General features: G+C 67.6%; 17 protein-coding genes. 2 read left to right on the top strand and 15 right to left on the bottom strand.

What is annotated here, in order from left to right:
• Positions 1-90: 90 nt before the first annotated feature.
• From AC5P5V_RS11850 to AC5P5V_RS11815, 8 genes are all read right to left on the bottom strand, one after another.
• A complete protein-coding gene (locus tag AC5P5V_RS11850) occupies positions 91-924 on the bottom strand; it encodes a TrmH family RNA methyltransferase (RefSeq protein ID WP_231352270.1) in 834 nt (277 codons plus the stop codon).
• A complete protein-coding gene (locus tag AC5P5V_RS11845; protein ID WP_061479307.1) occupies positions 925-2,433 on the bottom strand; it encodes an alanine/glycine:cation symporter family protein in 1,509 nt (502 codons plus the stop codon).
• Positions 2,434-2,609: 176 nt separating this feature from the next.
• The gene (locus AC5P5V_RS11840; RefSeq protein WP_134968097.1) at positions 2,610-3,206 is read right to left on the bottom strand and encodes a GNAT family N-acetyltransferase; all 597 of its coding nucleotides are present in this window, start codon (positions 3,204-3,206) and stop codon (positions 2,610-2,612) included.
• Complete coding sequence (locus AC5P5V_RS11835) at positions 3,199-6,324, bottom strand: efflux RND transporter permease subunit (protein ID WP_005418827.1); 3,126 nt, start codon at positions 6,322-6,324, stop codon at positions 3,199-3,201. The genes AC5P5V_RS11840 and AC5P5V_RS11835 overlap by 8 nt, the downstream gene beginning before the upstream one ends.
• Positions 6,321-7,427: an efflux RND transporter periplasmic adaptor subunit gene (locus AC5P5V_RS11830; protein ID WP_134968096.1), complete on the bottom strand. Its 1,107-nt coding sequence runs from the start codon at positions 7,425-7,427 to the stop codon at positions 6,321-6,323. Before AC5P5V_RS11830 ends, AC5P5V_RS11835 begins: the two co-directional genes overlap by 4 nt.
• A 273-nt stretch (positions 7,428-7,700) precedes the next feature.
• Positions 7,701-9,764 carry a TonB-dependent copper receptor gene (locus tag AC5P5V_RS11825; RefSeq protein WP_231352271.1) on the bottom strand — a complete coding sequence of 688 codons (2,064 nt, stop codon included), beginning with the start codon at positions 9,762-9,764 and terminating at the stop codon, positions 7,701-7,703.
• 72 nt (positions 9,765-9,836) lie between these two features.
• Complete coding sequence (locus AC5P5V_RS11820; RefSeq protein WP_061479312.1) at positions 9,837-10,268, bottom strand: DUF2946 domain-containing protein; 432 nt, start codon at positions 10,266-10,268, stop codon at positions 9,837-9,839.
• A gap of 678 nt (positions 10,269-10,946) precedes the next feature.
• Complete coding sequence (locus tag AC5P5V_RS11815; protein WP_061479313.1) at positions 10,947-11,930, bottom strand: LysR family transcriptional regulator; 984 nt, start codon at positions 11,928-11,930, stop codon at positions 10,947-10,949.
• Between the two features lie 209 nt (positions 11,931-12,139).
• On the opposite strand from AC5P5V_RS11815, the gene cysK reads away from it, so the two are divergent.
• The gene (cysK, locus tag AC5P5V_RS11810) at positions 12,140-13,099 is read left to right on the top strand and encodes a cysteine synthase A (protein WP_061479314.1); all 960 of its coding nucleotides are present in this window, start codon (positions 12,140-12,142) and stop codon (positions 13,097-13,099) included.
• Between the two features lie 210 nt (positions 13,100-13,309).
• The gene (locus tag AC5P5V_RS11805; protein WP_065185299.1) at positions 13,310-13,909 is read left to right on the top strand and encodes an O-acetyl-ADP-ribose deacetylase; all 600 of its coding nucleotides are present in this window, start codon (positions 13,310-13,312) and stop codon (positions 13,907-13,909) included.
• A 90-nt stretch (positions 13,910-13,999) separates the two neighbouring features.
• Here the strand turns inward: AC5P5V_RS11805 and AC5P5V_RS11800 are convergent, their stop codons facing one another.
• The 7 genes from AC5P5V_RS11800 to AC5P5V_RS11770 all read right to left on the bottom strand — a co-directional run bounded on the left by AC5P5V_RS11800 (position 14,000) and on the right by AC5P5V_RS11770 (position 24,593).
• Entirely contained in the window at positions 14,000-15,145 is a 1,146-nt protein-coding gene (locus AC5P5V_RS11800; protein WP_134968094.1) for an ABC transporter substrate-binding protein, read from the bottom strand.
• 129 nt (positions 15,146-15,274) lie between these two features.
• Positions 15,275-16,279 carry a class I fructose-bisphosphate aldolase gene (locus tag AC5P5V_RS11795; protein ID WP_005418861.1) on the bottom strand — a complete coding sequence of 335 codons (1,005 nt, stop codon included), beginning with the start codon at positions 16,277-16,279 and terminating at the stop codon, positions 15,275-15,277.
• Positions 16,280-16,476: 197 nt separating this feature from the next.
• The gene (gene pyk, locus AC5P5V_RS11790) at positions 16,477-17,943 is read right to left on the bottom strand and encodes a pyruvate kinase (RefSeq protein ID WP_005418863.1); all 1,467 of its coding nucleotides are present in this window, start codon (positions 17,941-17,943) and stop codon (positions 16,477-16,479) included.
• A gap of 176 nt (positions 17,944-18,119) precedes the next feature.
• Positions 18,120-18,773 (bottom strand): HAD hydrolase-like protein, encoded by a 654-nt coding sequence (locus AC5P5V_RS11785; RefSeq protein WP_049413168.1) that lies wholly within the window; start codon positions 18,771-18,773, stop codon positions 18,120-18,122.
• Positions 18,770-19,945, bottom strand: coding sequence for a phosphoglycerate kinase (locus AC5P5V_RS11780; RefSeq protein ID WP_061479317.1), 1,176 nt, complete (start codon positions 19,943-19,945; stop codon positions 18,770-18,772). Before AC5P5V_RS11780 ends, AC5P5V_RS11785 begins: the two co-directional genes overlap by 4 nt.
• 596 nt (positions 19,946-20,541) lie before the next feature.
• Positions 20,542-21,918: a DUF3999 domain-containing protein gene (locus tag AC5P5V_RS11775; protein ID WP_061479318.1), complete on the bottom strand. Its 1,377-nt coding sequence runs from the start codon at positions 21,916-21,918 to the stop codon at positions 20,542-20,544.
• Positions 21,915-24,593, bottom strand: a complete 2,679-nt coding sequence (locus AC5P5V_RS11770; protein WP_231352272.1) for a DUF2339 domain-containing protein — start codon at positions 24,591-24,593, stop codon at positions 21,915-21,917. Before AC5P5V_RS11770 ends, AC5P5V_RS11775 begins: the two co-directional genes overlap by 4 nt.
• Positions 24,594-24,712 lie beyond the last annotated feature (119 nt).

Here is a 24,712-nt window from a genome sequence, read left to right as displayed (position 1 = left end):
AGGTTCGCACCCACCACGGCGGGTTCTGGACCGGAATCCGGCAGCGTCAGAGTCCTCGCGGGGCGAGGGCTCTGACCCCGCCCAAAGGGTTCAATCGCGGCGACTGGCCCATTGCGCCAGCAGTACCGCCGTGGCCGAGGCCACATTCAGGCTCTCCACGGCGCCGCTGCCGGGAATCGAGACCTGCAGGTCGCACGCACCCGCCAGGCTGCGGTCCATGCCCTCGCCTTCGGCGCCCATCACGTACACCAGCCGCTCCGGCAGGGACGCGCGGAACACGTCATCCCCGCCCTCGACCAGGGTCGCGGCCAGGCCGAAACCGGCTGCGCGCAGTTGCGCCATTGCCTGAGCGGTCTCCGGCAGCTGCACCAGCGGCACCGCTTCGGCACCGCCTTCGGCCACGCGCGCGGCGGCGCCGGACAGGGCCAGCGTGCTGCCGGCCGGCAACAGCAGCGCCTTGGCACCGAAATGCGCGGCCGAGCGCAGGATCGCGCCGAGGTTGTGCGGGTTGCCCACACCATCCAGCCACAGCGCCAGCGCCGGGCCGTCACCGACCTGCTGCAGCCACTGCGCCAGCGGCAGTGCCGGGGCGCGCAGCATGTCGGCCACCACGCCTTCGTGGTGGGTGGTGCCGGCCAGCTTGTTCAGATCGCCATCCTCGACCACGCGGTAGCCCACGCGGTTGGCCACGCACCACTTCAACAGCGGCTGCAGGCGCGGAATGCGTGCTTCCAGCAGGTACAGCTTGCGCAGCGCCTGCGGTCGCGCTTCGAACGCAGCCAGCACGGCATTCAGGCCGTACAGACGCAGCTCATCGCTGCCACCGCGCCCACCACCGCCCGTTGCCGGCACCTCCGGGCGCGGCAACGGCGTTGCGCGCGGCGGACGGGCGGACGGGCGGCGGTTGTTCCAAGGGTTGTTCACTTACACACTCTCCTGCTTGCGCTGGCGCCAGAAATCGGCGTTCTTGATGCCCAGGGCATCAGGGTCGAACACCGGATCCAGGCCCAGCTTCTTCTGTCGTTCGTAGTCACGCAGGGCCAGCATCGCCGGCTTCTGGATGATGAGGATGGCGATGATGTTCAGCCAGGCCATCAGGCCGACGCCGATGTCGCCCAGCGCCCAGGCCAGGGTGGCATTGTGGAACGCGCCGAACACCACCATGCCGATGATGCCCAGGCGCAGCAGCAGCACGGTCAGCGGCCGCTTCCTGTTGTGGTTGACATAGCTGAGGTTGGTCTCGGCCATGTAGTAGTACGCCATGATGGTGGTGAAGGCGAAGAAGAAGATGGCCACCGATACGAACGCCGAACCCCAGCCCGGCAGCACCGCTTCCACGCCGGCCTGCGCGTAACCGGCGCCTTCCGGAATGCCGGCCAGGCCCTGGAAGATCGGCGCGGCGCCCTCCACCGGCGAGTACACGTTGTAGGTGCCGCTGGCCAGGATCAGGAACGCGGTGGCGGTGCACACCATCATGGTGTCGAAGTAGATCGCGAAGGCCTGCACGTAACCCTGCTTGGCCGGGTGCGAGACTTCCGAGGCGGCCGCAGCGTGCGGGCCCGAGCCCTGGCCGGCTTCGTTCGCGTAGATGCCGCGCTTGATGCCCCACTCCACCGCCAGGCCCATCATGGCGCCGAATGCGGCATGCGTACCGAAGGCACTCTTGAAGATGATGCCGAACATTTCCGGCACGCGGTCGTAGTTGATGATCATGATGATGATGGCCATCAGGATGAAACCGGCGGCCATGAACGGCACCACCACTTCGGCGAAGTTGGCGATGCGCTTGACGCCACCGAAGATGACCACGCCCAGCAGCAGCGCCACCACGATGCCGATCCCCAGCTTCAGCGCCTGCACCGATTCCATGCCGAAAGCCTGGCCATCGAGCGGACCGCACAGCGCGGTGCCACGGCAGGCGTTGATGATGCTGTCGGCGATGGCGTTGGCCTGCACGCCCGGCATCAGGAAGCCTGCGGCGATGATCGTGGCGACGGCGAAGGCCAGCGCATACCACTTCAGGCCCATGGCCTTTTCGATGTAGTACGCCGGGCCACCGCGGTAGCGGCCTTCGGCGTCCTTGGTCTTGTAGATCTGCGCCAGGGTGCATTCGACGTACGAGGTGGATGCGCCAAGGAAGCCCATCACCCACATCCAGAAGATCGCACCGGGACCGCCGAAGGCGATGGCGGTGGCCACGCCAGCGATGTTGCCGATGCCCATGCGGCCGGCCATCGACATGGCCAGCGCCTGGAACGAGGACACACCGGCGTCGGATTTCTCACCCCTGACGGTGAGGCGGCACATCTCGAAGAAGCCACGGATCTGCATGAAGCGGGTGCGCAGGCTGAAGAACAGGCCGGCGCCCAGGCACACGAAGATCAATGCCTTGCTCCAGATGATGCTGTTGATGAAGTGTACGGTTGCTTCCACGCGCGCTCTCTCCAGTCGGCGGGTTGTAAGGACGTCCCGTCGGCTGGAGGGGACCGGTCGATTCTCCCTGATCGCAGGCCGCTGCGGTAGCGCTGTCTTGTAGAGCCGAGCCCATGCTCGGCCCCCCCGAGGGCAGCCGAGCATGGGCTCGGCGCTACAGCGGCCCGCCCGCGCGTTCAGGGCAGCTGCGTGCGCACCCGGGCGAAACGGCGCAGGTCGTGCAACACGCCGCGCTTGTAGACCGCGCAACGCTCCACGCCTTCTTCCTGGAAGCCGTTCTTCTCCAGCACCCGGGCCGAGCCGAGGTTGAAGTCGACCACGGTCGCCTGCAGCCTGAACAGGCGCAGCTCATCCATCACCCACGGGGCGAACAGGCCGACCACGCGGGTCATCAGGCCCTGCCCCCAATAGGCCCGGCCCAGCCAGTAACCCAGTTCGGCGGTATGCCCACGCTCGGCCACGCCCGGTTGGGCACCGACGCTGCCGCAGGCCTGGCCGTCGATCTCGATGGCCAGGTTCAGGGTGCCGGGAGCCAGCACGCGGCCGGCGAGGAAGGCCTCGCCATCCCCGCGCGTGTACGGGTAAGGGAAGCGGTCGCGCAGACCGCGCGATACCTCGGCGTCGTTGGCGTGGCGCAGCAGGGAGTCCAGGTCATCCGGGCGCCAGGGGCGCAGCTGGAAACCGTCACCCTGTAGTGGCGGGGTCAGAGCCCTTTCCGTTCCGGAAAGGGATCCGCCCCCTGGGCCGCCCCCGTCGGCGCGCGGGTCAGGCATGCCCGCCCACCGACGGCGATTCCGCTTCCTGCTTCTCCAGTTCGCGCTTCACCGCTTCCGGCGAACGAGTGTACGGCGCCAGCCGCGCGTAGAACGCCGGCACCACGAACAGCGACAGGAACGTCGAAAGAGTCACGCCGAAAATGATCACGATGCCGATCGTGCCACGGCTGGCCGAACCAGGACCACCGGCGACCACCAGCGGGATCGCGCCGACCACGGTGGCGATCGAGGTCATCAGGATCGGGCGCAGACGCACCATCGCCGACTCGATGATCGCCTCGCGCACGCTGCGCCCATCGTCGCGCAGCTGGTTGGCGAATTCGACGATGAGGATGCCGTTCTTCGCGGCAAGGCCGACCAGCATCACGATGCCGATCTGGCTGAACAGGTTCACCGTACCGCCACTCACCCACAACCCGACCAGCGCGCCGAGTACGCCCAGCGGCACGGTCAGCATGATGGTGAGCGGATGGATGAAGCTCTCGAACTGCGCGGCCAGCACCAGGTACACCACCAGCAGCGCCATCGCGAAGGTCAATAGCACCGCGCCGCCGGCGCTCTGGTACTCGCGCGATTCGCCCTTCCAGTTCACCTGTGCGTACTGCGGCAGCTCTTCCTGGGCTACGTTCTGTGCCCAGGCGATGGCCTCGCCCAGCGGATAGCCCGGCGCCAGGCCGGCACTGATGGTGATCGAGCGCAGTCGGTTGAAGCGGTTCAGGGTGCCGGCCTCGGCCACTTCACTCAGCGTGACCAGGTTGGACAGCGGCACCAGCTCGCCGGAGTTGGCGCGCACGCGGATCGCGGCCAGGTCGGCCGGGCTGGCGCGACCATCGCGACCGGCCTGCACCAGCACGTCGTACTCCTCGCCGTTGTCGACGAAGGTGGTGACGCGACGCGAGCCCATCATGGTTTCCAGCGCCGAACCGATCGCGGTGACCGGCACGCCGAGATCGGCCGCACGCTGGCGGTCAATGTTCACCCGCATCTGCGGCCGGGTTTCCTTGTAATCGGAATCGGGGCCGACCAGGCCGGGATTGTCGGCCATGCGCAGCAGGATGCGGTCGCGCCACTGCGCGATCTCGGCATATTCCGGGCCGCCCAGCACGATCTGGAACGGTTGGCCGCCGCTGCGCACCAGGCCACCACCCACCTGCGTGCGTACGCGCACGCCGCGGATGGTATCCAGTTCCTTCTGCAGTTCGTTGGCGACTTCGGGCGTACCCTCGCTGCGCTGGCGCCACGGCTGCAGGAAGATGCTGACGCGGCCGGTATGCATTTCCTCGCTGGCGCCCCAGCCGCCCGGCACGCGGGGGTTGGCACGCACGATCGGCTTGTCCGGGCCGACATGCGGTGCCAGCAGCGCTTCCACCTGCTGCACCTGCTGCACGGTGTAGTCGTAGCCGGCGCCTTCCGGGCCGTCGATCATGATCTGGAACGAACCACGGTCTTCGGCTGGCGCCAGTTCCGACGGCAGCAGCTTGAGCAGGCCCCAGCTGGCGGCCAGCGCAGCCACCATCACCAGCAGGTAGATCCAGGTGCGGTCGACATGGTGATCGAGCACTCGCCCATAGGCACCCGCAAGGCGTTCCAGGTTGCGGTTGATGAAGCCGTGCAGGCCTCGCGGGGCCTGCCCGGTATGCGGCTTGAGCAGCTTGGAAGCCATCATCGGCGTCAGTGTGAGCGCAACGAACGCGGACAACGCCACGGCAGCGGCCAGCGCCACGGCCAGTTCGCGGAACAGTCGCCCGGTGTTGCCCTCCAGGAAGCCGACCGGCAGGAACACCGCCACCAGCACGGCAGTGGTGGCGATCACCGCGAAGGCGACCTGCGCGGTGCCGCGCTTGGAGGCCACCAGCGGTGGCTCGCCCAGGTCGATGCGGCGCTGCACGTTTTCCACCACCACGATCGCATCGTCCACCACCAGGCCGATGCACAGCACCAGCGCCAGCAGGGTCAGCAGGTTGATCGAGAAGTCGAACGCATACAGCGCGATGAACGCCGCCACCAGGCAGACCGGCACCGTCACCGCCGGAATCAACGCGGCGCGGAAGCTGCCGAGGAACAGCCAGATCACCGCCAGCACCAGGATCATCGCTTCCACCAGGGTGGCGTAGACGCGGTCCACTGCAGCTTCGATGAAGGTGGTGTTGTCGAAGGCGACGAAGATCTGCGTGCCCTTGGGCAGGGTCAGCGCCACCCGCTCGGCCTCGGCGCGCGCCGTGCGTGCCACGTCCAGCGAGTTGGCGGTGGAGGTCTTGACGATGCCCAGGCCGATGCCGGGCTCGCCGTTGCTGCGGTAGTACGCGCGGCGTTCGGCCGAGGCCAGCTCGATCTTCGCCACGTCGCCCATGCGCACCACGTAGCCGTCGCGGCCCTTGCCCAGCGGGATGGTCGCGAAATCCTCGGGCTTGATGTAGTTGCGTTCCACGCGCAGGGTGAAATCGCGGTCGGTCGACTCGATGCGGCCGGCCGGCAGCTCCACGTTCTCGTTGCGCAGTGCGGTTTCCACGTCGCCGGTGGTCAGCCCACGCGCGGCCAGCTGGTCACGGTCCAGCCAGATCCGCATCGCATAGCGCTGGCGGCCGCCGATGCGGACCTGGGCCACGCCATCGAGGCTGGAGAAACGATCAACCACGTAGCGGTCGGCGTAGTCGCTCAGCTCCAGCGTGTCCATGGTCGAGGACACCATGTTGAACCAGATGATCGGGTCGGCATCGCTCTCGACCTTGGCAATCTCTGGTGGCCGCGCCTCTTCCGGCATGCGGTCGGCGACACGGCTGACCGCATCGCGCACGTCGTTGGCCGCCGCTTCGATATCACGGTTGGAGGTGAACTCGATGCTGACCTGCGAGCGGCCGTTGGTGCTGCGCGCGTTGATCGTATCGATGCCTTCGATGCCGGCCAGCGCATCTTCCAGCACCTGGGTGATGCGGCTTTCGATGACCGCCGCCGACGCGCCGGTGTAGTCCACCGACACCGAGACGATCGGAGGGTCGATGGCGGGCAGCTCGCGCAGGGTCAGGCGGGTGAAGGACATCACGCCCAGCACCAGCAGCAACAGGCTCATCACGACGGCGAACACCGGCCGCTGGATGGAGATGTCGGACAGCTTCATCCGCCGTGGCCCTCGGCCGCGACCGGCGCCGGCGCGTCAGCTGGTTTGGCGCCGGAGGCCGGTGCGGCGTCCTTCGCAGCAACCTTCAGGCCCGGGCGCAGCTTGCCGGTGCCATCGACCACGATGCGCTGGCCCGCTTCCAGGCCCTGCCGGATCTCGACCACGCCGGCACGGCGCGCGCCGGTGGCCACGTCCACCCGCTCGACACTGTCGTCGGCCTTGATGCGGTACACGAAGGTATCGCGGCCAACCTGTACCACGGCGATTTCCGGGACCACCAGCGCCGGGCGCTCGGGGCGGAACAGGCGCACGTCCAGCAGCATGCCCGGGCGCAATGCATGGTCGCCATTGGCGAAATCGGCGCGCACGGTCACTGCACGGGTGGCCGGATCGATGCGCGCATCGATGGTGCTGACCACGCCCTCGAAGGTGCGGCCCGGCCAGGCCACGCTGGTGGCACTGACCTTGTCACCAACACCCAGCGCAGCCAGCTCCACTTCCGGCACCTGGAAATCGACATGCATGTGCTCGATGTCGTCGAGCGTGGTGATGACCGTGGTCGGGGTCAGCAGCGATCCCGGGCTGACCTGGCGGATGCCGAGCACACCGGCAAAGGGCGCGCGCACGCGTCGGTCACCAATGTCTGCCTGCATCTGCATCACGCGTGCCTCGGCGGCGTCGCGGATCGACTTCTGCGTATCCAGCGTGGCGCTGGAGACCAGACGCTGGGCGGCCAGTTCGCGCTGGCGCTTGTACAGCTGATCGGCTTCATGGAAGGTGGCCTGCGCCTGCACCAGTGCGGCTTCCTGGGCCTGCCCGCGCAGCGTCACGATCGGCGCACCGGCAGCAATGTGCTGGCCGCTCTCGAAGTGCACTTTCTCGACGATCTCGCTGACTTTGGCAGTGACGCTGATCGACTCGCGCGCCTTGGCCGTGCCCAGTGCCTGCAGGGTGTCGTTCCACTGCGTGGGCTGCACGACCTGCGCGGTGACCGGCACCGCTTCGCCCTGCCGACGTGCGGCGGCCTCCTGTTTGCCTGCGCACCCGGCCAGCACGGCCAGGCTGAGGCCGAGGGCCAGGGTCGAAGCGATACGAGCCAACATGAACGGTCCTGATTGATCCACGGCCGCCGAGTGTAGGCAAGTGCCCATAAAAGCGGTATGTGCCAAGCGTTTACCGGCGTGGAACCAAGGCTGCGATAGCGCCTTGAACCCGTTCCGTGCAAGGCTGCCGTGGGCAGTGTCGGCGTGTGTCGGGGTGTATCCAGTGGTGCACCACCGCGGCCGTCATCGTAGAGTCGAACCTGCCCGACCGAGGGCGTCGGGCGGGGACGGATCCTGGCGGGGATCCGGCCCCGTTTTTTTATCCTCGGCGGATCAATACCGGTAGTTCAACTTCATCCACACGCTGCGCCCCGGCTCGTTGAAGCGCACCGGGTCGGCCGGGAAGCCGAAGTCGGTGCTGCCGGCCAGGTTCAGGTGCTCGCTGTAGGCGCGGTCGAACAGGTTGTCGACGCCGGCGCTGAGCTGCAGCTGCGAACTGAAACGGTACGCCGCATTGAGCGCGAAGGTGGCAAATCCAGCGCTCGGCCCGAGGTCCTGCGCGACCACGTTGCCCTGTCCATCTGCGACACGATGCTGATGGGTCACCGCACGCAGCAGCGCACCGGCGCTCCAGCGCTGGCCCTCCCAGTTCGCACTCAGGCGCGCTTCCAGCGGCGGCATCTGCGGCAGCGGACGCCGCTGGTCGCGGTTCTCTCCCCAGGCATAGGCCAGCGTGCCGCCCAGCTTCCACTGCTCGGCCAGGCTCACTTCCAACCCGGCCTCGGCACCGGCAATGCGCGCCTCGACGTTGCTGGCCTGGCTCATGCCCATCATGCCGCTGCCGTGGTAGGTGAACAGGATGTAGTCCTGGATCTGCCCGGCATAGGCCGAGACCCAGGCCTGCACGCGCGGTCCCTTGTACTGCAGGCCGACGTCGAGCTGGGTGGTGCGCTCGGGCTGCACGCCGGTGAACGCGTTCACTGCACCGGCCGGGCCATGGTTGGGCGAGAACAGCTCCCAGTAGTCGGGCATGCGCTCACTGTGACCGAGCCCGGCGTACCAGGTCAGGCCATCGGCCAGGTCCTGCTCGTAGCGCAGGAAGCCACTGCCGAGCCACGCCTTGCGCTTCTCGCCGGCCGTTGGGTTGGGCCGGCTGCCCATCATTCCACGGATGGACTGCCGCTCATCACGCACGCTGGCGCGATCGATGCGCAGGCCGCTGATCCAGCGCTGGTCGGTGCCGGCGCCGAGGGTCAACTCGGTGAACACGCCATAGCGGCGGAAGTTGGCATCGGTCTCCCAGGCGGCCTGGCGGTAGGTGTCGCGGCCCATGCCCATGCGGCCACGATGGCGGCTGTCTTCGCCGTCCACACCCGCCACCAGTTGCACGTCCTGCCAGCCCCACTCGGAACTGACCCGGCCGCCCTGGGTACGGCGGTCCACGTTCGACGCCATCGGCATCGGCATCATGCTGTTGGGATTCGGCGTGCGCAGCGTGTAGTTGTCCATCACGTGGTCGGCCTCGTTGTAGTACACGTTGGCCTGCAGCGTGTCCCACGCACCGGGCAGGTTGCGCTTCTCGAAGCGCGCGGCATAACTGGTGCGTTCGAACGCAGCACCGTCCATGCCGCGCCCGGCGTAGCGCGCGATGGCATCGCCGGCACCGGCGGAGATTTCCAGCAGCGTGTCGGCATCCGGCGTCCAGCCGATGGCCACGTCACCGTTCCACTTGCGCCACTTCGATGGCACCACATCGCCGTGGCCGTCCTTGTAGTCATCGGCTTCGGAACGGTTGCCGCTGGCGCGCACATAGCCGGTCGGATTGCCCAGGGTCAGGTCCAGCACCTGGTCGTTGCGGTTGCGCGAACCGACCAGCGCGCTGGCATCGGCACGCAGGCCCGGTTCCTCGAAGCGCGGTGTATCGCGTTCGAAGCGCACGGTGCCGGCCGAGGCACCTGCCCCCCAGCGCACGCTCTGCGGGCCCTTGATGATGGTCAGCCGGTCGAAGCTCTCCGGTGCGATGTAGGACAGCGGGTTGTCCATGCGCGACGGGCAGGCACCGATCAGGTTGCCATCGTTGCTGAGGATGTTCAGGCGCGAACCGAACATGCCGCGCAGCACCGGGTCGCCGTTGGTGCCGCCATTGCGGATGGCGGAGAAGCCGGGGACGGTCTTCAGGTAATCGGCGCCGTCACTGGCCGGAACCGGCTGCCGTGGCAGGCGTGGATCGGTCACCCAGTGCAGTGGCGACGAAGGCGCGGCGGCGGTGACCACCAGCGTGTCGAGAGTGCGCGCCTCTTCGGCAGGCGCGGCGTGGACCAGCGTTGCAGCCACGGCCAGGCCAAGGGCAACCGGCAGGCGCGCGCAGGCGCCCGCGGGGCGGGAAGTCATTTTCATCGGAACAGCTCCAAAGTACGCACGCGCGCACGGCGCCCGGTCAGGCGTCGTGCGGCAGATTCGATAGGGACATCAGCGGACGATGGCGGGGCGCGGTGGCCCACGTGCGGCGTGCGCCGGCCAACGCAGTGCCGGCAGCACCTGTTGCGACCACGGGAATACCAGCCGCGGCCGCCACAGCAACGGCAACAGCAGCACCAGCACCGCCAGCCACGGCAGCAGGCGCATGGCCAGCACGCAGTATTCGCAGGCTTCGCCGTGCATGGCGTGGGGGTCGGCCGGGCGGTTGGGTGCTGCCTGCGAAGCGCCATGCGGGTCGTGCCCGGCCATGGTCATGTCGTGCATGTCATGTCCCATGGCCGCGTGGTCCATGCCTGCCATCGCCGCGTGGTCCATCGGCGGCGCCTGCAGCGCGCGGCTGACCAGTGGCGCAAGCACCATCAGCAGCGTCGCCAGGACGGCGAGCTGGAGCAGAAGGCGCTGCGGGCGGGACAGGCGGGTCACCGCGCCAGTGTAGAGGCAGGTCCAGGGTTGCCCTGTGCGACGAACCGTCGCAGGAGGGGGTTTATCGGCAGGGCTGCGCCCTGCACCCGCTGCGAGCTGGAGCAACAGCAACAGCCGAAGCAAAAGCGGGCTTCCTGTAGGTAGGCGGGGTGGGTCCGGTTGCGGGGGACGCCGTAAATACGTCCATGTAGGCTCGGTCGCCGCTTGCTCGTGTGCGCTGTCCTGCGCACACGGCAAGACCGGGGTTGGGCGTCCTGCCCAACCCGCCCGAGGCATGCCTCGGGCCCATGCGGCTCACGCCCCCGCAACCGGACCCACCCCGCCTTCGACAGCTTCCCGCGATCTGCAGGAGATCCACGCCATGCGTGGATGAATCTCCATCGGAATCGAATATTTCGAATTGGAATCGAAAAGCATCCACGCATGGCGTGGATCTACTGTGTCGACCAAGGTCGACACCTACCAACAGCCATCGGGATCTGTCAGAGGCGGGGCGGTGTGGGCAGGCAGGACCGTTGGCGCCATGGATGGCGCCATCGAGCCCCCAAGGATGGGTTTAAGGCGTGTCCTGCCTGCCCACACCGCCCCGCCCCCCACGGAAGCCAGCTGTTGCTGTTGCTTCGGCTGTTGCCATTGATTCGGCGGGTGCAGGGCTGCAAGCCCTGCTCGACCAACCCCTCACACCGTGATGGTCTGGGTCAATGATTCCCACGTCGGGGGCACCGGCCACGCTGCGGCCTGGTTGCCATCCAGCACCCTGCGCAGGTCGCGCGGATCAATCTGCGGTGCCAGCACGTGCACCAGCTCCAGCGCGTAATCACGCAGCACGCGGTCGCGCGGCAGCACCGCCCAGGCGATGCACTCGCTGATCGGATCCGGCGCCGGCCACGACCTCAGGTCTTCGTCATTGGAACTGACCGCCATCTCGGCCAGCAGGCCTACGCCCAGCCCCGTGCGCACGTAGGTCTTGATCAGGTCGGCATCGAGCGCGGTCAGCGCCAGGTCGGGCACCAGCCCATTGGTGGCGAAGGCGCGTTGCAGGGATGAGTTCGGTCGGGTTGAGGATTCGTAGCTGATCAGCGGCTGGCGGGCCAGCGCGGCCAGGTCCGGTGCGCGGCCGGCGCGGTCCAACGGGTGGCCCTTGGGTACCACCACCAGGCGTCGCCAGCGGAACAGCGGCACTGCGATGCCATCGGTTGGCTCACCGCCTGCGGTGCTGATGATGGCGATATCGGCGTCACCCTGGTTCAAGCGGTCCAGCGCGTCGGTTTCACCGGCCTGCTGCAGGTGCACGCTGACCTGCGGATAGGCCTGCTTGATCGCCGCCACCGCCGGCGGCAACACGAAGCGCGCCTGGGTGTGCGTGGTGGTCAGGATCAGCTGGCCCTGGCTTTCGCGCCGCTGGTTTGCCGCGTACGTACGGATGTTGTTGGCTTCGGCCAGCACCGCGCGGGCACGCGCGATGACTTCGGTTCCGGCCGGGGTAACCGACTCCAGGCTGCGCCCCTTGCGCACGAACAACAGGAAGCCGAGCTCGTCCTCCAGCTGCTTGAGCTGCTTGGACAGGCCGGGCTGGGTGGCGTGCACGCGCGAGGCGGCCAGCGTGATGTTCAGCTCGGCGTCGGCGATGGCTACCAGGTAGCGCAGCTGGGTCAGCGTCATGGGCAGGCAGGCGGCATGGGGCGGAAGTCCACTCTAGGGTCAATTGCCGTCACCAGCTTATAACCAAAGGTTGTTTAAGAAAGGTATCTGGTCATTTCCGGGCGTCATATGCCGGCGCTACGGTCAGCCGGCAGCCGCTGGCCTGAACGGCCAGCCCTCCCCCCTTCGCCCGCCGTAACCCGGCGCGGCCCCGTTTCCGGAGCGCTCCCATGGCCCTGTACGACTCCATCCTCGATACCGTCGGCAACACCCCCATCGTCAGGCTGCAGCGCCTGGCGCCCCCGCAGGTCAGCGTCTACGCCAAGGTCGAGTCGTTCAACCCGGGCGGCTCGGTGAAGGACCGCCTGGCACTGGCGATCATCCTCGATGCCGAAGCACGTGGCCTGCTCAAGCCGGGCGACACGATCGTGGAGGCCACCTCGGGCAACACCGGCGTAGCACTGGCGATGGTCGCCGCCGCGCGCGGCTACAAGTTCGTGGCCACCATGGTCGAAACCTTCTCGGTCGAGCGCCGCAAGCTGATGCGTGCCTACGGCGCCAAGGTGATCCTGACCCCGGCCGCCGAGCGCGGCAGCGGCATGGTGCGCAGGGCGGCCGAGCTGGCCGAGCAGCACGGCTGGTTCCTGGCCAGCCAGTTCGCCAACCCGGCCAACCCGGCGTATCACCGCAACACCACCGCTGCCGAGATCCTGCGCGACTTCGCCGGCAAGCGGCTGGATTACTTCGTCAGCGGCTGGGGCACCGGCGGCACGCTCACTGGCGTAGGCGAAGTGCTGAAGGTGGCACGCCCGCAGACCCGCATCATCGCCACCGAACCGGCCGGCGCCGCCCTGCTCAAGGGGGATGACTGGAAGCCGCACAAGATCCAGGGCTGGACCCCGGACTTCGTGCCGGACGTGCTCAACCGCGACGTGGTGGATGAACTGGTCTCGGTCGAAGATGATCGCGCGATCGCCACCGCGCGTCGCCTGGCCGCCGAGGAAGGCATCTTCGTCGGCATCTCCGCCGGCGCCACCGTGGCCAGCGCACTGGACATCGCTGCCCGCGCTGAACCGGGCTCGGTGATCCTTGCGATGCTGCCGGATACTGGTGAACGTTACTTCTCCACACCGCTGTTCGCCGATGTGAACGAAGGATCCGACGACGACTGGCTGGCCGGCCTGCCGTAACAGCCGGGGTCAGAGCCTATTCCATTCGGAAAAGGATCCGCCCCCTTCCCGCTTCAGCCTGCGTGAAGGCGTCGCCCGCCATCGTGCGCGAAGGCCGTTGGATCGCAGCGCGTGAGACGGTCATGACGCAGCATCGATGCCCTGTCCCCTACCGTGGGAACAGCCGGCGCAGATGCTGCGCGGATCACCTCACAGGCAGGAGACGGACGCATGAAGATCGAGGTTTGGCAGGGCGACATCACGACCCTGGCGGTGGATGCGATCGTCAACGCGGCCAATGAAACGCTGCTCGGTGGCGGCGGTGTAGACGGCGCGATCCATCGTGCAGCCGGGCCCGCCTTGCGGGCCGAATGCGAGCAGTTGCCGGAGCTGCGCCCGGGCGTGCGTTGCCCGACGGGTGAAGTGCGCGCCACCGGTGCCCATGCGTTGCCGGCGCGCCATGTACTGCACACGGTAGGCCCGGTCTGGCACGACGGCCAGCGCGATGAACCGGCGTTGCTGGCCAACTGCTACTGGAAGTCACTGCAGCTGGCCGAATCACTGGGCGTGCACTCCATCGCCTTCCCGGCGATCAGCTGCGGCGTGTATGGCTACCCGTTGTACCAGGCCGCGCAGATCGCTGTCACCGAAACACTGGCCTGGCAGCGCAGCCATGCGCAACCGATGCGCATCGTGCTGGTGGCGTTCAATACCGCAACGGCCAAGGCCTACCAGCAGGCGTTGAGCGCCGCCGGGCAAAGTGCTGACAGCGAACCGCGTGGGTCGCTGCTGCCGCCCCTGGGTGATGCGGGCCTTGCCGCCGCGCACTGAATCCGGCGGTCAGCGTCAAGGAAAGGCCGGGCATTGCCCGGCCTTTCCTGTAGCACCGTTGTCCACACTCCCACGGAGTGTGGAACACGTTCAACGGCTGGCAGCTTCCACCGCGGTGGCGTCATCGGCCACAGCAGCGGCGGCGTCGGCAGCGGCACTTGCCGCCGAGGCCGCAGCCTCGTCGGCGCTGGCGCCGTCCACCTGCACGCGTACTTCCACCATGCCCGCGCCGTTGCTCAGGCTGGACACCTCGACGGTGTAATGACCAGCCGGCAATGCTTCTTCCAGGCGTGCGTTGGTATCGCTGCCACCGTCATCGTCGGTCAGTTCGACATCGCCGCCAACCACGCGCAGCACGGTATCGAGCTGGCCGGAGATCGCATCCAACCGCACATTGGTCGGACGGTCCAACGTCAGCAGGAAGCGGCGGACGCCATCGTTGTCGAGCATCGTGTACACGCTGCCGGACTTCGGCAATGCGGTGCCATCGCGATCGACCAGGTTGCCCGGCAGCTCGATGCGATTGGCCGACAAGGTGAACATGCCACTGACGCCGTCGCCGAGGCCGCGCGCGGTCAGCGTGTACTTGCCCGGCTTCAGTGACAGGGTCAGGCGCGAGTTGGTGCTGTCGCCGCCGTCGTCATTCTCGGCATCCACGCCCTGCCCGGAAAGCTTCAGCACCGGGTCGAAGGCATCCGAGACCAGCCGGATCTCGTACAGGCCCGCCTTGTCCACCTGCAAGGTGTAGTCCTGCGAGTTGCTGGCCAGCATATCGACGATCTCGCCACTGCCCACCAGCGGCTTGCCGTCGTACGGCTTCAGCTTCTCGGCGCGAAGGCGATAAGGGCCGAACGCGGTCGGGCCATCGGCGTTGACTGCCACCTGGTAGGTACCACTGCCGTTGGCGCGGAAAGCCAGCGAGACGTCCCCCTCGCGCTCATAGCCGGTGTTGCTGGTGGATACCAGGCTGCCGTTGTTGAACACCGCAATCGAGCCGCTGAGGGCACCAGTAAGCTTCAGGCCGACCAGATCCCTGTCTTCCAGCTTGATCTGGTAGAGCTGGTGATGGCTGCCGTCGTTGAAGTTGATGCCGCTGCGCGAGGTGATCTCGCCGGAGACCGGCTTGTCGAAATCGAGCGACGCGGCCTTGCCCGCATCCGCGCCGCCGCCGATGCGGTTGCACCCGCCGGCGACCAGGACCGTGGCTACGGCCAGTGTGATTGCTGCCAAACGCATGTTGTTTCTCCTTGGCCTTCCATGTGGTTCCCACGCACCGGCCGGGCGCATGGGGGCGGAAAAGATACCCGCAAAAGCAAACGCCGGCGTGATGCCGGCGCTGCCTTGTTCATCCAGCGATGGGACGGATCAACCGTTCCACTTGCCCAGCGCCGCCAGGCCGTTGTCCCTGGCGCGCTCGTACACGGTCTTCTGGGCAGCAGCGTAGTTGCCCTTCATGTCCTTGGCCCACAGCTTCAGCGCGGCCTGCTGCATGGCGCGGCCGTAGGAGAAGCTCAGCGGCCACGGCAGGTTGCCCAGCTGGTTCATCGCGTTCAGGTGCTCGGTGGACTGCTCGTCGCTCTGGCCACCGGACAGGAACACCACGCCCGGCAGGATCGCCGGCACGGTGCTCTTCAGGCACATCACGGTCGATTCGGCCACTTCCTCGACGTCTGCCTGCTCATCGCAGCCCTTGCCGGAGATGACCATCGACGCCTTCAGGATGGTGCCTTCCAGCAGCACGTTCTGCTGGTACAGGGCGTCGAACAGCGAACGCAGGGTGGCTTCGGTGACTTCGTAGCAGGTTTCGATGTCGTGATCGCCGTCCATGATCACTTCCGGCTCGACCATCGGCACCAGGCCGCATTCCTGGCACAGCGCTGCATAGCGGGCCAGCGCATGGGCGTTGGACTCGATGCAGGTGCCCGACGGGATGCTCTCGCCGATGTTGATGACCGCACGCCACTTGGCGAAGCGCGCGCCCAGCTTGTAGTACTCCTGCAGGCGCTCACGCAGGCCATCGAGGCCTTCGGTCACCAGCTCGCCCGGGCAGCCGGCCAGCGGGTGCGCACCCTTGTCCACCTTGATGCCCGGAATCATGCCGTGGTCGGCCATGTACTTGGCGAACGGCACGCCGTCCTTGGTCGACTGGCGGATGGTTTCGTCAAACAGGATGGCGCCGGAAATGTGCTCGTTGAGCTTCGGCGTGGTCAGCAGCAGCTCGCGGTAGGCGCGACGGTTCTCCTCGGTGTTCTCGATACCGACGCCGGCGAAACGCTTGGCGATGGTAGCGGTGGATTCGTCGATCGCGATGATGCCCTTGCCCGGGGCGACCATGGCCTGGGCGGTTTCAGCCAGCTGTTCGATGCTCATGTATTTCCTGTGGCGGGTGCGGGAAAAACACAAGTATAGCCCCGCGGCCCGTTGCCTCGCCGTGGAGGACAGGATGGAAACGCTTCCAATGTCCGCACCGGACACGCCGTGTCCCGCCGTCGGGGGTCAGGGCCTCTGCGGGGGTCTGACCCCGGGGTCGGATCCGCAACGCGGCGCCGGCCCCAGGGCAGCACTACTTACAGGTCGCCCAGGCCGATGGCGCGGCCGTCCTCACCCACTTCCAGCAGGCGCAGGGTATTGGTGGCACCGTGGGTTTCCATGTGCTCGCCACTGGTGAACACGACGCGATCACCGGCCTGCAGCAGTTCCGATTCAACCAGCAGGCGGATGCTGCCGCGCGCGGCTTCGCGCGGGGTCAGGCCGCGGCTGTCGAAGTTGATCGGGAACACATCGCGCATCAGCGCCATCTGGCGGCGCGCGCCATCATGGCGGGTCACCGCGAACACCGGCGCCTTGGCGCGGAAACGCGACAGGTAACGTGCGGTGCCACCGGATTCGGTCATCGCCACGATCGCGCGCACGCCCACGTGCTGCGACAGGAACATGGTGGCCATGGCAATCGCCTGGTCGGCACGTTCCAGGTTGCGCGGCGACGCGTTGAAGTCGGTCTCGGTCTGGAACTGGCGCTCGGCCCCCAGGCAGATGCGTGCCATCGCCTCCACGGCCTTGACCGGGTAGGCGCCAGCGGCAGTTTCCGCCGACAGCATCACCGCGTCGGTGCCGTCGATGACCGAGTTGGCCACGTCCAGTACTTCGGCGCGGGTCGGGATCGGGCTTTCCACCATCGACTGCAGCATCTGCGTGGCGGTGATCACCACCTTGTTCTGCGCCAGCGAGGCCTTGATGATCTTCTTCTGCAGGCCCGGCAGCTCGGCATCGCCGATTTCCACGCCCAGGTCGCCACGGGCGACCATCACCACGTCGCTGGCCTCGACGATTTCTTCCAGGTTCTCGATTGCCTCGGTGCGCTCGATCTTCGACACCAGCGCGGCATCACAGCCGTGCGAACGGGCGATGTCGCGCGCATCGTTCATGTCCTGCGCATTGCGGCAGAACGACACGGCGATGAAGTCCACGCCGATCTTGGCAACGATGCCGATCAGCTCCTTGTCGCGCTCGGTCAGCGCACCCAGCGAGAGGCCGCCGCCCTGCTTGTTCAGGCCCTTGCGGTCGGACAACACACCATCATTCAGCACGGTGTTGACGATACGGTCGCCCTGCACTTCCACCACCTGCAACTGCATCAGGCCGTCGTCGAGCAGCAGCACATCACCCGGGCCGACGTCCTGCGGCAGGCCAAGGTAGCTCACGCCCACCTCGCTGGCAGTGCCCGGGCCGGCGTTCTCGCTGGCGATCAGGTCGAAGCGGTCGCCCGCCTTCAGCTGCACCTTGCCTTCGGCGAAGCGCTCGATGCGGATCTTCGGGCCCGGCAGGTCGGCCAGGATGCCCACTTCCACGCCCACGCGGGCCGCAGCGGCACGCACTTCGGCGGCACGCTTGGCCTGGCCGGACGGATCGCCATGGCTGAAGTTCAGGCGCACCACGTTGACGCCGGCGCGGAACAGATCCTCCAGCACGCCCGGCGGGTCAGTGGCCGGACCGAGGGTGGCAAGGATCTTGGTGCGACGCTGACGCTCGAACATGGTGGATGGGCCTCTCCCGGTAAAGAACGGAAATTAGCACATCCTTCACGCCGCATGTATACGGTTACAGCCTTGTGCCGCCTGACTTCGCGGGTCATGAAGCGGACATCGTCCGGACATACGCTGGCGCAGGGGCGGTTCTGTGGGGCCGAGCATGGGCTCGGCTCTACAGGAAGCTAGGCCAGCAGCGTTTCCAGCTGCGCCGGCTCACGTGCCAGCTGACTGGCACCGGCTTCCGTCAATTCCGCCTCTCCGCCAAAGCCCCACAGCACGCCGACACTGCGCAGGCCATGGTGGCGCGCGCCTTCGATGTCCATGCGCCGGTCGCCGATCATCCAGCACTGTGCCGGCTGCACCTGCAGCCGGCGCAGTGCTTCGCCGACCAGTTCCGGCTTGTGGCTGCGCGAGCCATCCAGGGTTGAACCGACGATCTCCTCGAACAGCCCACCAAACGGCAGGTGGGCGAGGATGCGGCGTGCGTGCGGCTCGTTCTTGGCGGTGACCACCGCCAGCCGGTGTCCACGGCCATGCAGCGTGCGCAGCGTGCCTTCCACCTGCGGGTACACCGTGTGCTCGCGCCAGCCTTCGACGTCGAAGCGCTCCCGGTAGTAGCCCACGGCCTGTTCCACCCGCGCCGGTTCGACGAACAACGGCGCGAAGGTAGTGCGCAGCGACGGACCGATCCAGCCCAGCAGGGTTTCCTGCGGCGGCACCGGATGGTCCATCTTCTGCAGCGCATAGGCGATGCAGGCGGTGATGCCCACCTGCGAATCGATCAGCGTGCCGTCGAGATCGAAGAACAGCACATCCTTGCCGCGCTCGGCACTCATGCGCCGCGCGCGTCGAGTGCGGCGACAGCCGGCAGGGTCTTGCCTTCCAGGAATTCCAGGAACGCACCACCACCAGTGGAGATGTAGCTGACGTCGCCGGCGATATCGAACTTGTCGACCGCGGCCAGGGTATCGCCACCGCCGGCGATGGAGAACGCCTTCGAGCTGGCGATCGCGCGGGCCAGCGCTTCGGTGCCCTTGCTGAAGGCTTCGAACTCGAACACGCCGACCGGGCCGTTCCAGACCACGGTGCCGGCCTTCTCGATCAGCTGCGCGTACTGCGCGGCGGTCTGCGGGCCGATGTCCAGGATCAGGTCGTCTTCGGCAACGGCATCGACCGCCTTCACTTCTGCGGCAGCGTCGGGCAGGAACTGCTTGGCGGTGACCACGTCAACCGGCAGCGGAATGTCGGCGCCGCGTGCCTTGGCATCGGCCACGATCTTCTTCGCGGTGTCCAGCAGGTCCGGCTCGTACAGGGACTTGCCGACGTTGTAGCCAGCTGCGGCGATGAAGGTGTTGGCGATGCCGCCACCGACGATCAGCTGGTCGACCTTGCCAACCAGATTGGCCAGCAACTCCAGCTTGGTGCTGACCTTGCTGCCGGCGACGATGGCCAACAGCGGCTTGGCCGGTGCATCCAGCGCCTGCGCCAGCGCGTCCAGCTCGGCCATCAGCAGCGGGCCACCGGCCGCGACCGGTGCGAAGCGGATGACACCATGGGTGGAAGCCTGCGCACGGTGCGCGGTACCGAAGGCATCCATCACGAACACGTCGCACAGGGCGGCGTACTTCTTCGACAGGGCCTCGTCATCCTTGCCCTCGCCGACGTTCATGCGGCAGTTTTCCAGCAGCACCAGCTGGCCCGGCTGCACGTCGACGCCGTCGACCCAGTCGCGCACCAGCGGAACTTCGCGGCCCAGCAGCTCGGACAGGCGCTGGGCGACCGGTGCCAGCGAATCGGCCTCGCTCCACACGCCTTCCTTCGGGCGCCCCAGGTGCGAGGTGACCATCACCGCCGCGCCCTGCTCCAGCGCGCGCTTGAGCGTCGGCAGCGAAGCGGTGATGCGCTGTTCGGAGGTGATGCGGCCATTCTCGATCGGCACGTTCAGATCCTGGCGGATCAGCACGCGCTTGCCGGAGAGGTCGAGGTCGGTCATGCGGACAATGGACATGGGCAACTCTTTGGCTCGGGGACGGGATGCCGGACTGCGGCAGACGGCCATTGTATCGGGTGCGGCTGGTGGGAGGGCCGATGCCTGCGGCAGGCAGAGGCGCAGGGCAAATGCAACAGCAACGGCAACGGCCAAAGCGCTGGCGCTTCGTGGTGCTGTGAGTGGGCCGGGGTGGTGTGGGCTGGCAGGGGTGTCAGCCCACACCGCCCCGGCCTCGACAGGCACCTGAGGTGATGCAGATGGCAAAGGGCAAGAGCGGTTTCTGGTGCCGGAGAAAAATGTAGAGCCGAGCCCGTGCTCGGCTGGGTCTATCGCGAACAGCAGCCGAGCATGGGCTCGGCTCTACAAAGAGCGCCCTGCCAAGCAGCTTTTGCTCTTCTTTTTTTCTTTCCGTGGGTGGACGCACACGGAAATTGTCAGACGCCGGGCGGGGTGGGTTCGCGAGGGTGTCAGCCGCATGGATGCGGCTGCCAAGCCTACAAGGACGTACTTGCGGCGTCCCCCGCGAACCCGCCCCGCCCGGCCAAGCGCTGCTTTTGCTTTTGCTTTACGCGACCAACCGCCCACCCACGAGGGGCTGCGCCGTTCGCTGGAACCTATTCCGAAGGCGCAGGCTTCTGCCGAAGCAGGCTGAGCGCCAGGCCACCCACCACCAGTACGCCCAGGCCCAGCAACGCCCATAGCAACCACGATTTCCAATCGCGCTGCGGCTTCAGTGCTGCATCGCCGGCCAGCGGCTCCGGGCTGCCTTCCAGGCGCGCCAGTGTCGGCTGCCACGAAGGATCGTTGCGCTGCCGAAGTTCCTCGATCAGCACCCCGATCGGCGCGTCCGTGCGGCGCGCGGTCGCGCTGCCCACCGCCAGTGCGTAGGGCGCCGCACCCTGGCTCAGGAACACCAGCACTTCCGGCTGGTAGCCCAACCGCAGTGTCGGCGCGGTGGCGGTTTCCGCCGGATTCGCCACCAGTTTCCAGTAGCGGTCGCGGTGCACCCCGCCCAGCGGCTGTGCCGCCGACTGCTGGCGCTGGCCCTGCGTGCCCTGTTGTACCTGGTAGGCGATCCACGGCGCGCTGCGACGTTGCCATTCCGCACTCTCGTCATCGCGGCTGAACAGCGTCCATTGCACCAGGCTGTTATCGGTGCTGGCCACATCGGCACGCGCCACCGGGAACCGGCCATCCATCTCGAAGGTGTACTCGCCCTTGCCCAACGACGTCGGCTCCAGCGACAGCCATTCCCAAGGCAGCGTGGCCGGTGCTGGCGGCAGTTCCGCCAGTACGCCGCGCAGGGTCGGCAGGCGCGAGTCGCCCTGCGCCAGGATGCGCAGGTAGCGTGCAGCGCCGTCCACCTGCAGGCGGCGCTGCAGCAGGCGCTTGCCGGCGCGCTGCAGATCCACCAGCGGCACGTCGCGGCCAATCGATCGCCAGTGCTGCAGGTCGTCACTGGCATCCAGCTGCACCTGCGCCTGCAGCGGCTGGCCGCTGTCGGTCCAGTCCAGCACCAGTGCCGCCAGCGGCTGCTGGTCGAGCATGCTGGCGTCGATCAGCCAGCCGCCCTGCCCGCTCGCCGCTGCCCCGCCACCCACCCGCGCTTCGACCCGGCGCACGCGCCCATCGGTATCGCGCTCGGTCAGCAGCTGCAGGTCGTTGCGCTGGGCATCGGCCAGCGGCGGCAGCACGAACCACGGCAGTTCACGCTGCACCGGCGACTGCGCCAGCGGCTGGTCCGGCGCCAGCAGTGCCGACGGCAACAACTGGCTGGCCGCGTTGAACACCTGCAGATCGCTGAGATCGGCGGTTACGGCACGGCGGTAGATCGCCGGCTCCAGCACGATACGGTAGGCACCGGACTGCGCACTGGACAATGTAAGCGGCCATTGCTCGGCATACTGCGTGCGGTAATCAGCCGCCTGTACCACGACGGCGGCCAGCATGCCGAACATCGCCGGCAGCAGCGCCCTGCTCCACTTCCTCATTGCGTTTCCTCCACGGTCGGCGCCGCGCTTGGCGGTGCCGGTGCCAGATAACCCACTACCGTGCACAGCAGGCCGTAGGCGATGAACGATGCGATGCCCAGCAGGTTGCCCAGGTGCTGGCGATCGACAATAACCAGCTTGGCCAGCACCACGCCCATCAGCACGGCACCGACCATCCACAACACACGCTGGCTGCGACGCGAACCCCACACCCAGGCAATCACACCCAGCACGCTCCACAACACGGTCAGGCTGGTCTGCGCCAGGCTGAAGCGCATCATCGACGCATTCCACGCCAGTCCACCCCATTGGTGTACGCCATGCAGCACCAGGCTGGTCAACGCGAGGAAGGCCGCCAATGCCAGCAGCGGCATGCGGATGTTCAGCAATGCCTGCGGCGCCTGCGGTTGCTGATCGCCGTACAGCCAGCGCGCCAGCAGCAACAAGCTCAGCCACTGGCCGATCTCCGCCGGATTCAGCACCGGCAGCCACAGCAGCGGTGCGGCGTCGCCCGGCAGCAGCTGGCCGAACAGCCAGCCGATCGCCAGCAGGCCGAACAGCACGCACTGCAGCGGGACGCGCACGCTGTCGAAGGCCGCGCCCAGCGGCCAGCGCAATGCGTTCCAGCGCCACAGCGACAGCGCCGCCATCAGCAGCCACGGCAAGGTCACCAGCAGGGTCGTCCAACCCTGCGCCAGGCCGGCCTCGCCACCACCCCACAAGGCCAGCAGCGAAAGCAGCGACGGCCACAGCAGCCACCACAGGAACTGCGCGATGCGGGCCACGGTATCGCCGCCCTGGCGCAGGCACAGCAGGGTCCGCACGCCCAGCACCGCGAACACCGCCCAGGCCAGCGCGCCATGACCGGCGAACGGCTGGTGGTGTGCATCGCTCTGCATCAGGGCCAGCGGGAAGCCCAGCGCGAGCATGGCCAGCGCAGTAACGCCCAGCGCACGCGCCGGCTGGCGACGCTGCGCTTCGGCCGCCAGCCAGGCAGTGACCGCGGCCAGCACCAGCAACGCGTCCACTTCGGTGCGGTACGGGAAGAAGCGGGTGATCTCATGGACCAGGCCGCCCAGCCACCACAGCAGGCCCCACAGGTAATACACCAGTGCGACCTCATGACGCGGCCTGCGCTGGTAGCTCCACGCCGACGCGAAGCCGGCCAGGGCCAGCAGCAGCGCGCCAATGGCGGTCGGGTTGATCAGGAAGCGCAGGTCTTCGTGCCAGTGATCGCCACCGGCAACGAAGGCGAATGCGGCGCCGATCTGCAGCAACGCGCCGGAGACCTGCGGCAGCCAGCGCTTCTGGCGCAGCCCCAACCACGCCAGGCCAGCACCTTCCAGTGCAAACACGGCGCCGGTGGCGCGCGCCGACAATGCCAGCGGCACCGCCAGCGTGGCGAAGCCCACCGCCAGCACCGCATGCGACTGCGCCAGCACGGTGTACGACGCACGTGCGATCAGCGCCCGGGCCAATACCGCATAGATCGCCGCCAGGCCCAGCGCGCACAGCGCCAGCGTCATCGGTTGCGCGTGCAGCATGCCTGCCTGCATCGAGAAGGCGACCAAGGGCGTGCCGAACACCAGGCTGCCGTCGACCAGGTCACGTCGCCCGGCGGGCTGCCGGCGCGCGTACAGCAGCGGGATCAACAGGTAGAAGGCGAAGAACAGCAGCAGGAACGGCTCGGTGCTGCTGAACTTGTCCGGCGCGTACTGCAACACGCCCCAGAACGTACCGATGCCGAAGGTAAAAGCGAAGCCAAGCAGGTTCAGCGCACGCCACGGACGGAACCAGGCGATGGCGAAGATGCCAGCGTTGAGCACCGCGTAGTAGCTGAACAGCCCCACGTGGTTGCCACTGCCGGTGGACAGCCACAGCGGTGCCATGAAGCCGGCCAGGATGCCCAGTACCGCCAACGTGCGCGAGTTCTGCACCACCGCCAGCACGCACAGGCCGGCCACCAGCGCGATCGAACTGGCGAAGGCAAACCCGGGGTTGAGCAGCTCGAACCGTTTGAATGCGGCGAAGATGGTCAGCAACAGCACGCCAATGGCACCGCCCTGCAGCGCCAGCGCAAACAGCCGCCGGCGTTCGCGCTGGTGCCAGCCGAAGGCCAGCAGGCCCAGCGCAGCCACGGTGACGCCGGCCAGGCGCAGTTCGATCGGCAGCACCAGCCAGCCCTGGTCGCTGACGTACTTCAGCAGCGCAGCGACACCGGCCAGCAGCACCAGCATGCCGATCTTGACCGGCACGTTGCCTTCGGTGAACCAGCGCTTGACCGCACCGATGCCACGCTCGATGACATTGGGCAGTGCCGGTTCGGAAGGCAGCGGCGGCTGCACCGGCACCGGTGGCACCGGCGGTGGCGCAGCAGGACGGGGGACAGGCACCCCGGTGGGCGTTGCTTCGCGCACCGGTGGCTGCGGGGGCTGAGGCACAGCAGCGGCGGCCGGCCGCAGGAACGGTGGATCGGCGCTGGCAGCAGGTGCGGCCCCAGGCCGTTCAGGCGCGGGTGCGGTGGCGGCCGGCCTGACGGCGGCCGGCGCGGCGGCCATCGCGCTTTCCAGCGCAGCGACGCGGCGGCGCAGGCCGGCAATCATCACCAGCGCGACCACCAGCAACAGCGGGATGGCCAGAAGAACCAGTACGACCAGGGCTATCAGTGCTTCCATTGCGTGCTTCCAATGCGATCCCGCGCCCCAGCGGCGGCGGTCGACCGCCCCATGCTACGACAGGGTGGGGCCCATAAACGACGAACCCCGGCCAGGCCGGGGTCCGTCTTCGATCCACA

The sequence above is a fragment of the Stenotrophomonas sp. YJH_SMC_130 genome, from assembly GCF_059369035.1.
This window is presented reverse-complemented; position numbering and strand designations above follow the sequence as displayed.

Excerpts from the sequence above, each read along its gene's own strand:
- AC5P5V_RS11825 (WP_231352271.1), bottom strand. The coding sequence starts at position 9,764 with ATGAAAATGACTTCCCGCCCCGCGGGCGCCTGCGCGCGCCTGCCGGTT.
- AC5P5V_RS11805 (WP_065185299.1), top strand. The coding sequence starts at position 13,310 with ATGAAGATCGAGGTTTGGCAGGGCGACATCACGACCCTGGCGGTGGAT.
- AC5P5V_RS11815 (WP_061479313.1), bottom strand. The coding sequence starts at position 11,930 with ATGACGCTGACCCAGCTGCGCTACCTGGTAGCCATCGCCGACGCCGAG.
- AC5P5V_RS11775 (WP_061479318.1), bottom strand. The coding sequence starts at position 21,918 with ATGAGGAAGTGGAGCAGGGCGCTGCTGCCGGCGATGTTCGGCATGCTG.
- AC5P5V_RS11770 (WP_231352272.1), bottom strand. The coding sequence starts at position 24,593 with ATGGAAGCACTGATAGCCCTGGTCGTACTGGTTCTTCTGGCCATCCCG.
- AC5P5V_RS11830 (WP_134968096.1), bottom strand. The coding sequence starts at position 7,427 with ATGTTGGCTCGTATCGCTTCGACCCTGGCCCTCGGCCTCAGCCTGGCC.
- AC5P5V_RS11780 (WP_061479317.1), bottom strand. The coding sequence starts at position 19,945 with ATGTCCATTGTCCGCATGACCGACCTCGACCTCTCCGGCAAGCGCGTG.
- pyk (WP_005418863.1), bottom strand. The coding sequence starts at position 17,943 with ATGTTCGAGCGTCAGCGTCGCACCAAGATCCTTGCCACCCTCGGTCCG.
- AC5P5V_RS11785 (WP_049413168.1), bottom strand. The coding sequence starts at position 18,773 with ATGAGTGCCGAGCGCGGCAAGGATGTGCTGTTCTTCGATCTCGACGGC.
- AC5P5V_RS11800 (WP_134968094.1), bottom strand. The coding sequence starts at position 15,145 with ATGCGTTTGGCAGCAATCACACTGGCCGTAGCCACGGTCCTGGTCGCC.
- cysK (WP_061479314.1), top strand. The coding sequence starts at position 12,140 with ATGGCCCTGTACGACTCCATCCTCGATACCGTCGGCAACACCCCCATC.
- AC5P5V_RS11840 (WP_134968097.1), bottom strand. The coding sequence starts at position 3,206 with ATGCCTGACCCGCGCGCCGACGGGGGCGGCCCAGGGGGCGGATCCCTT.
- AC5P5V_RS11835 (WP_005418827.1), bottom strand. The coding sequence starts at position 6,324 with ATGAAGCTGTCCGACATCTCCATCCAGCGGCCGGTGTTCGCCGTCGTG.
- AC5P5V_RS11795 (WP_005418861.1), bottom strand. The coding sequence starts at position 16,279 with ATGAGCATCGAACAGCTGGCTGAAACCGCCCAGGCCATGGTCGCCCCG.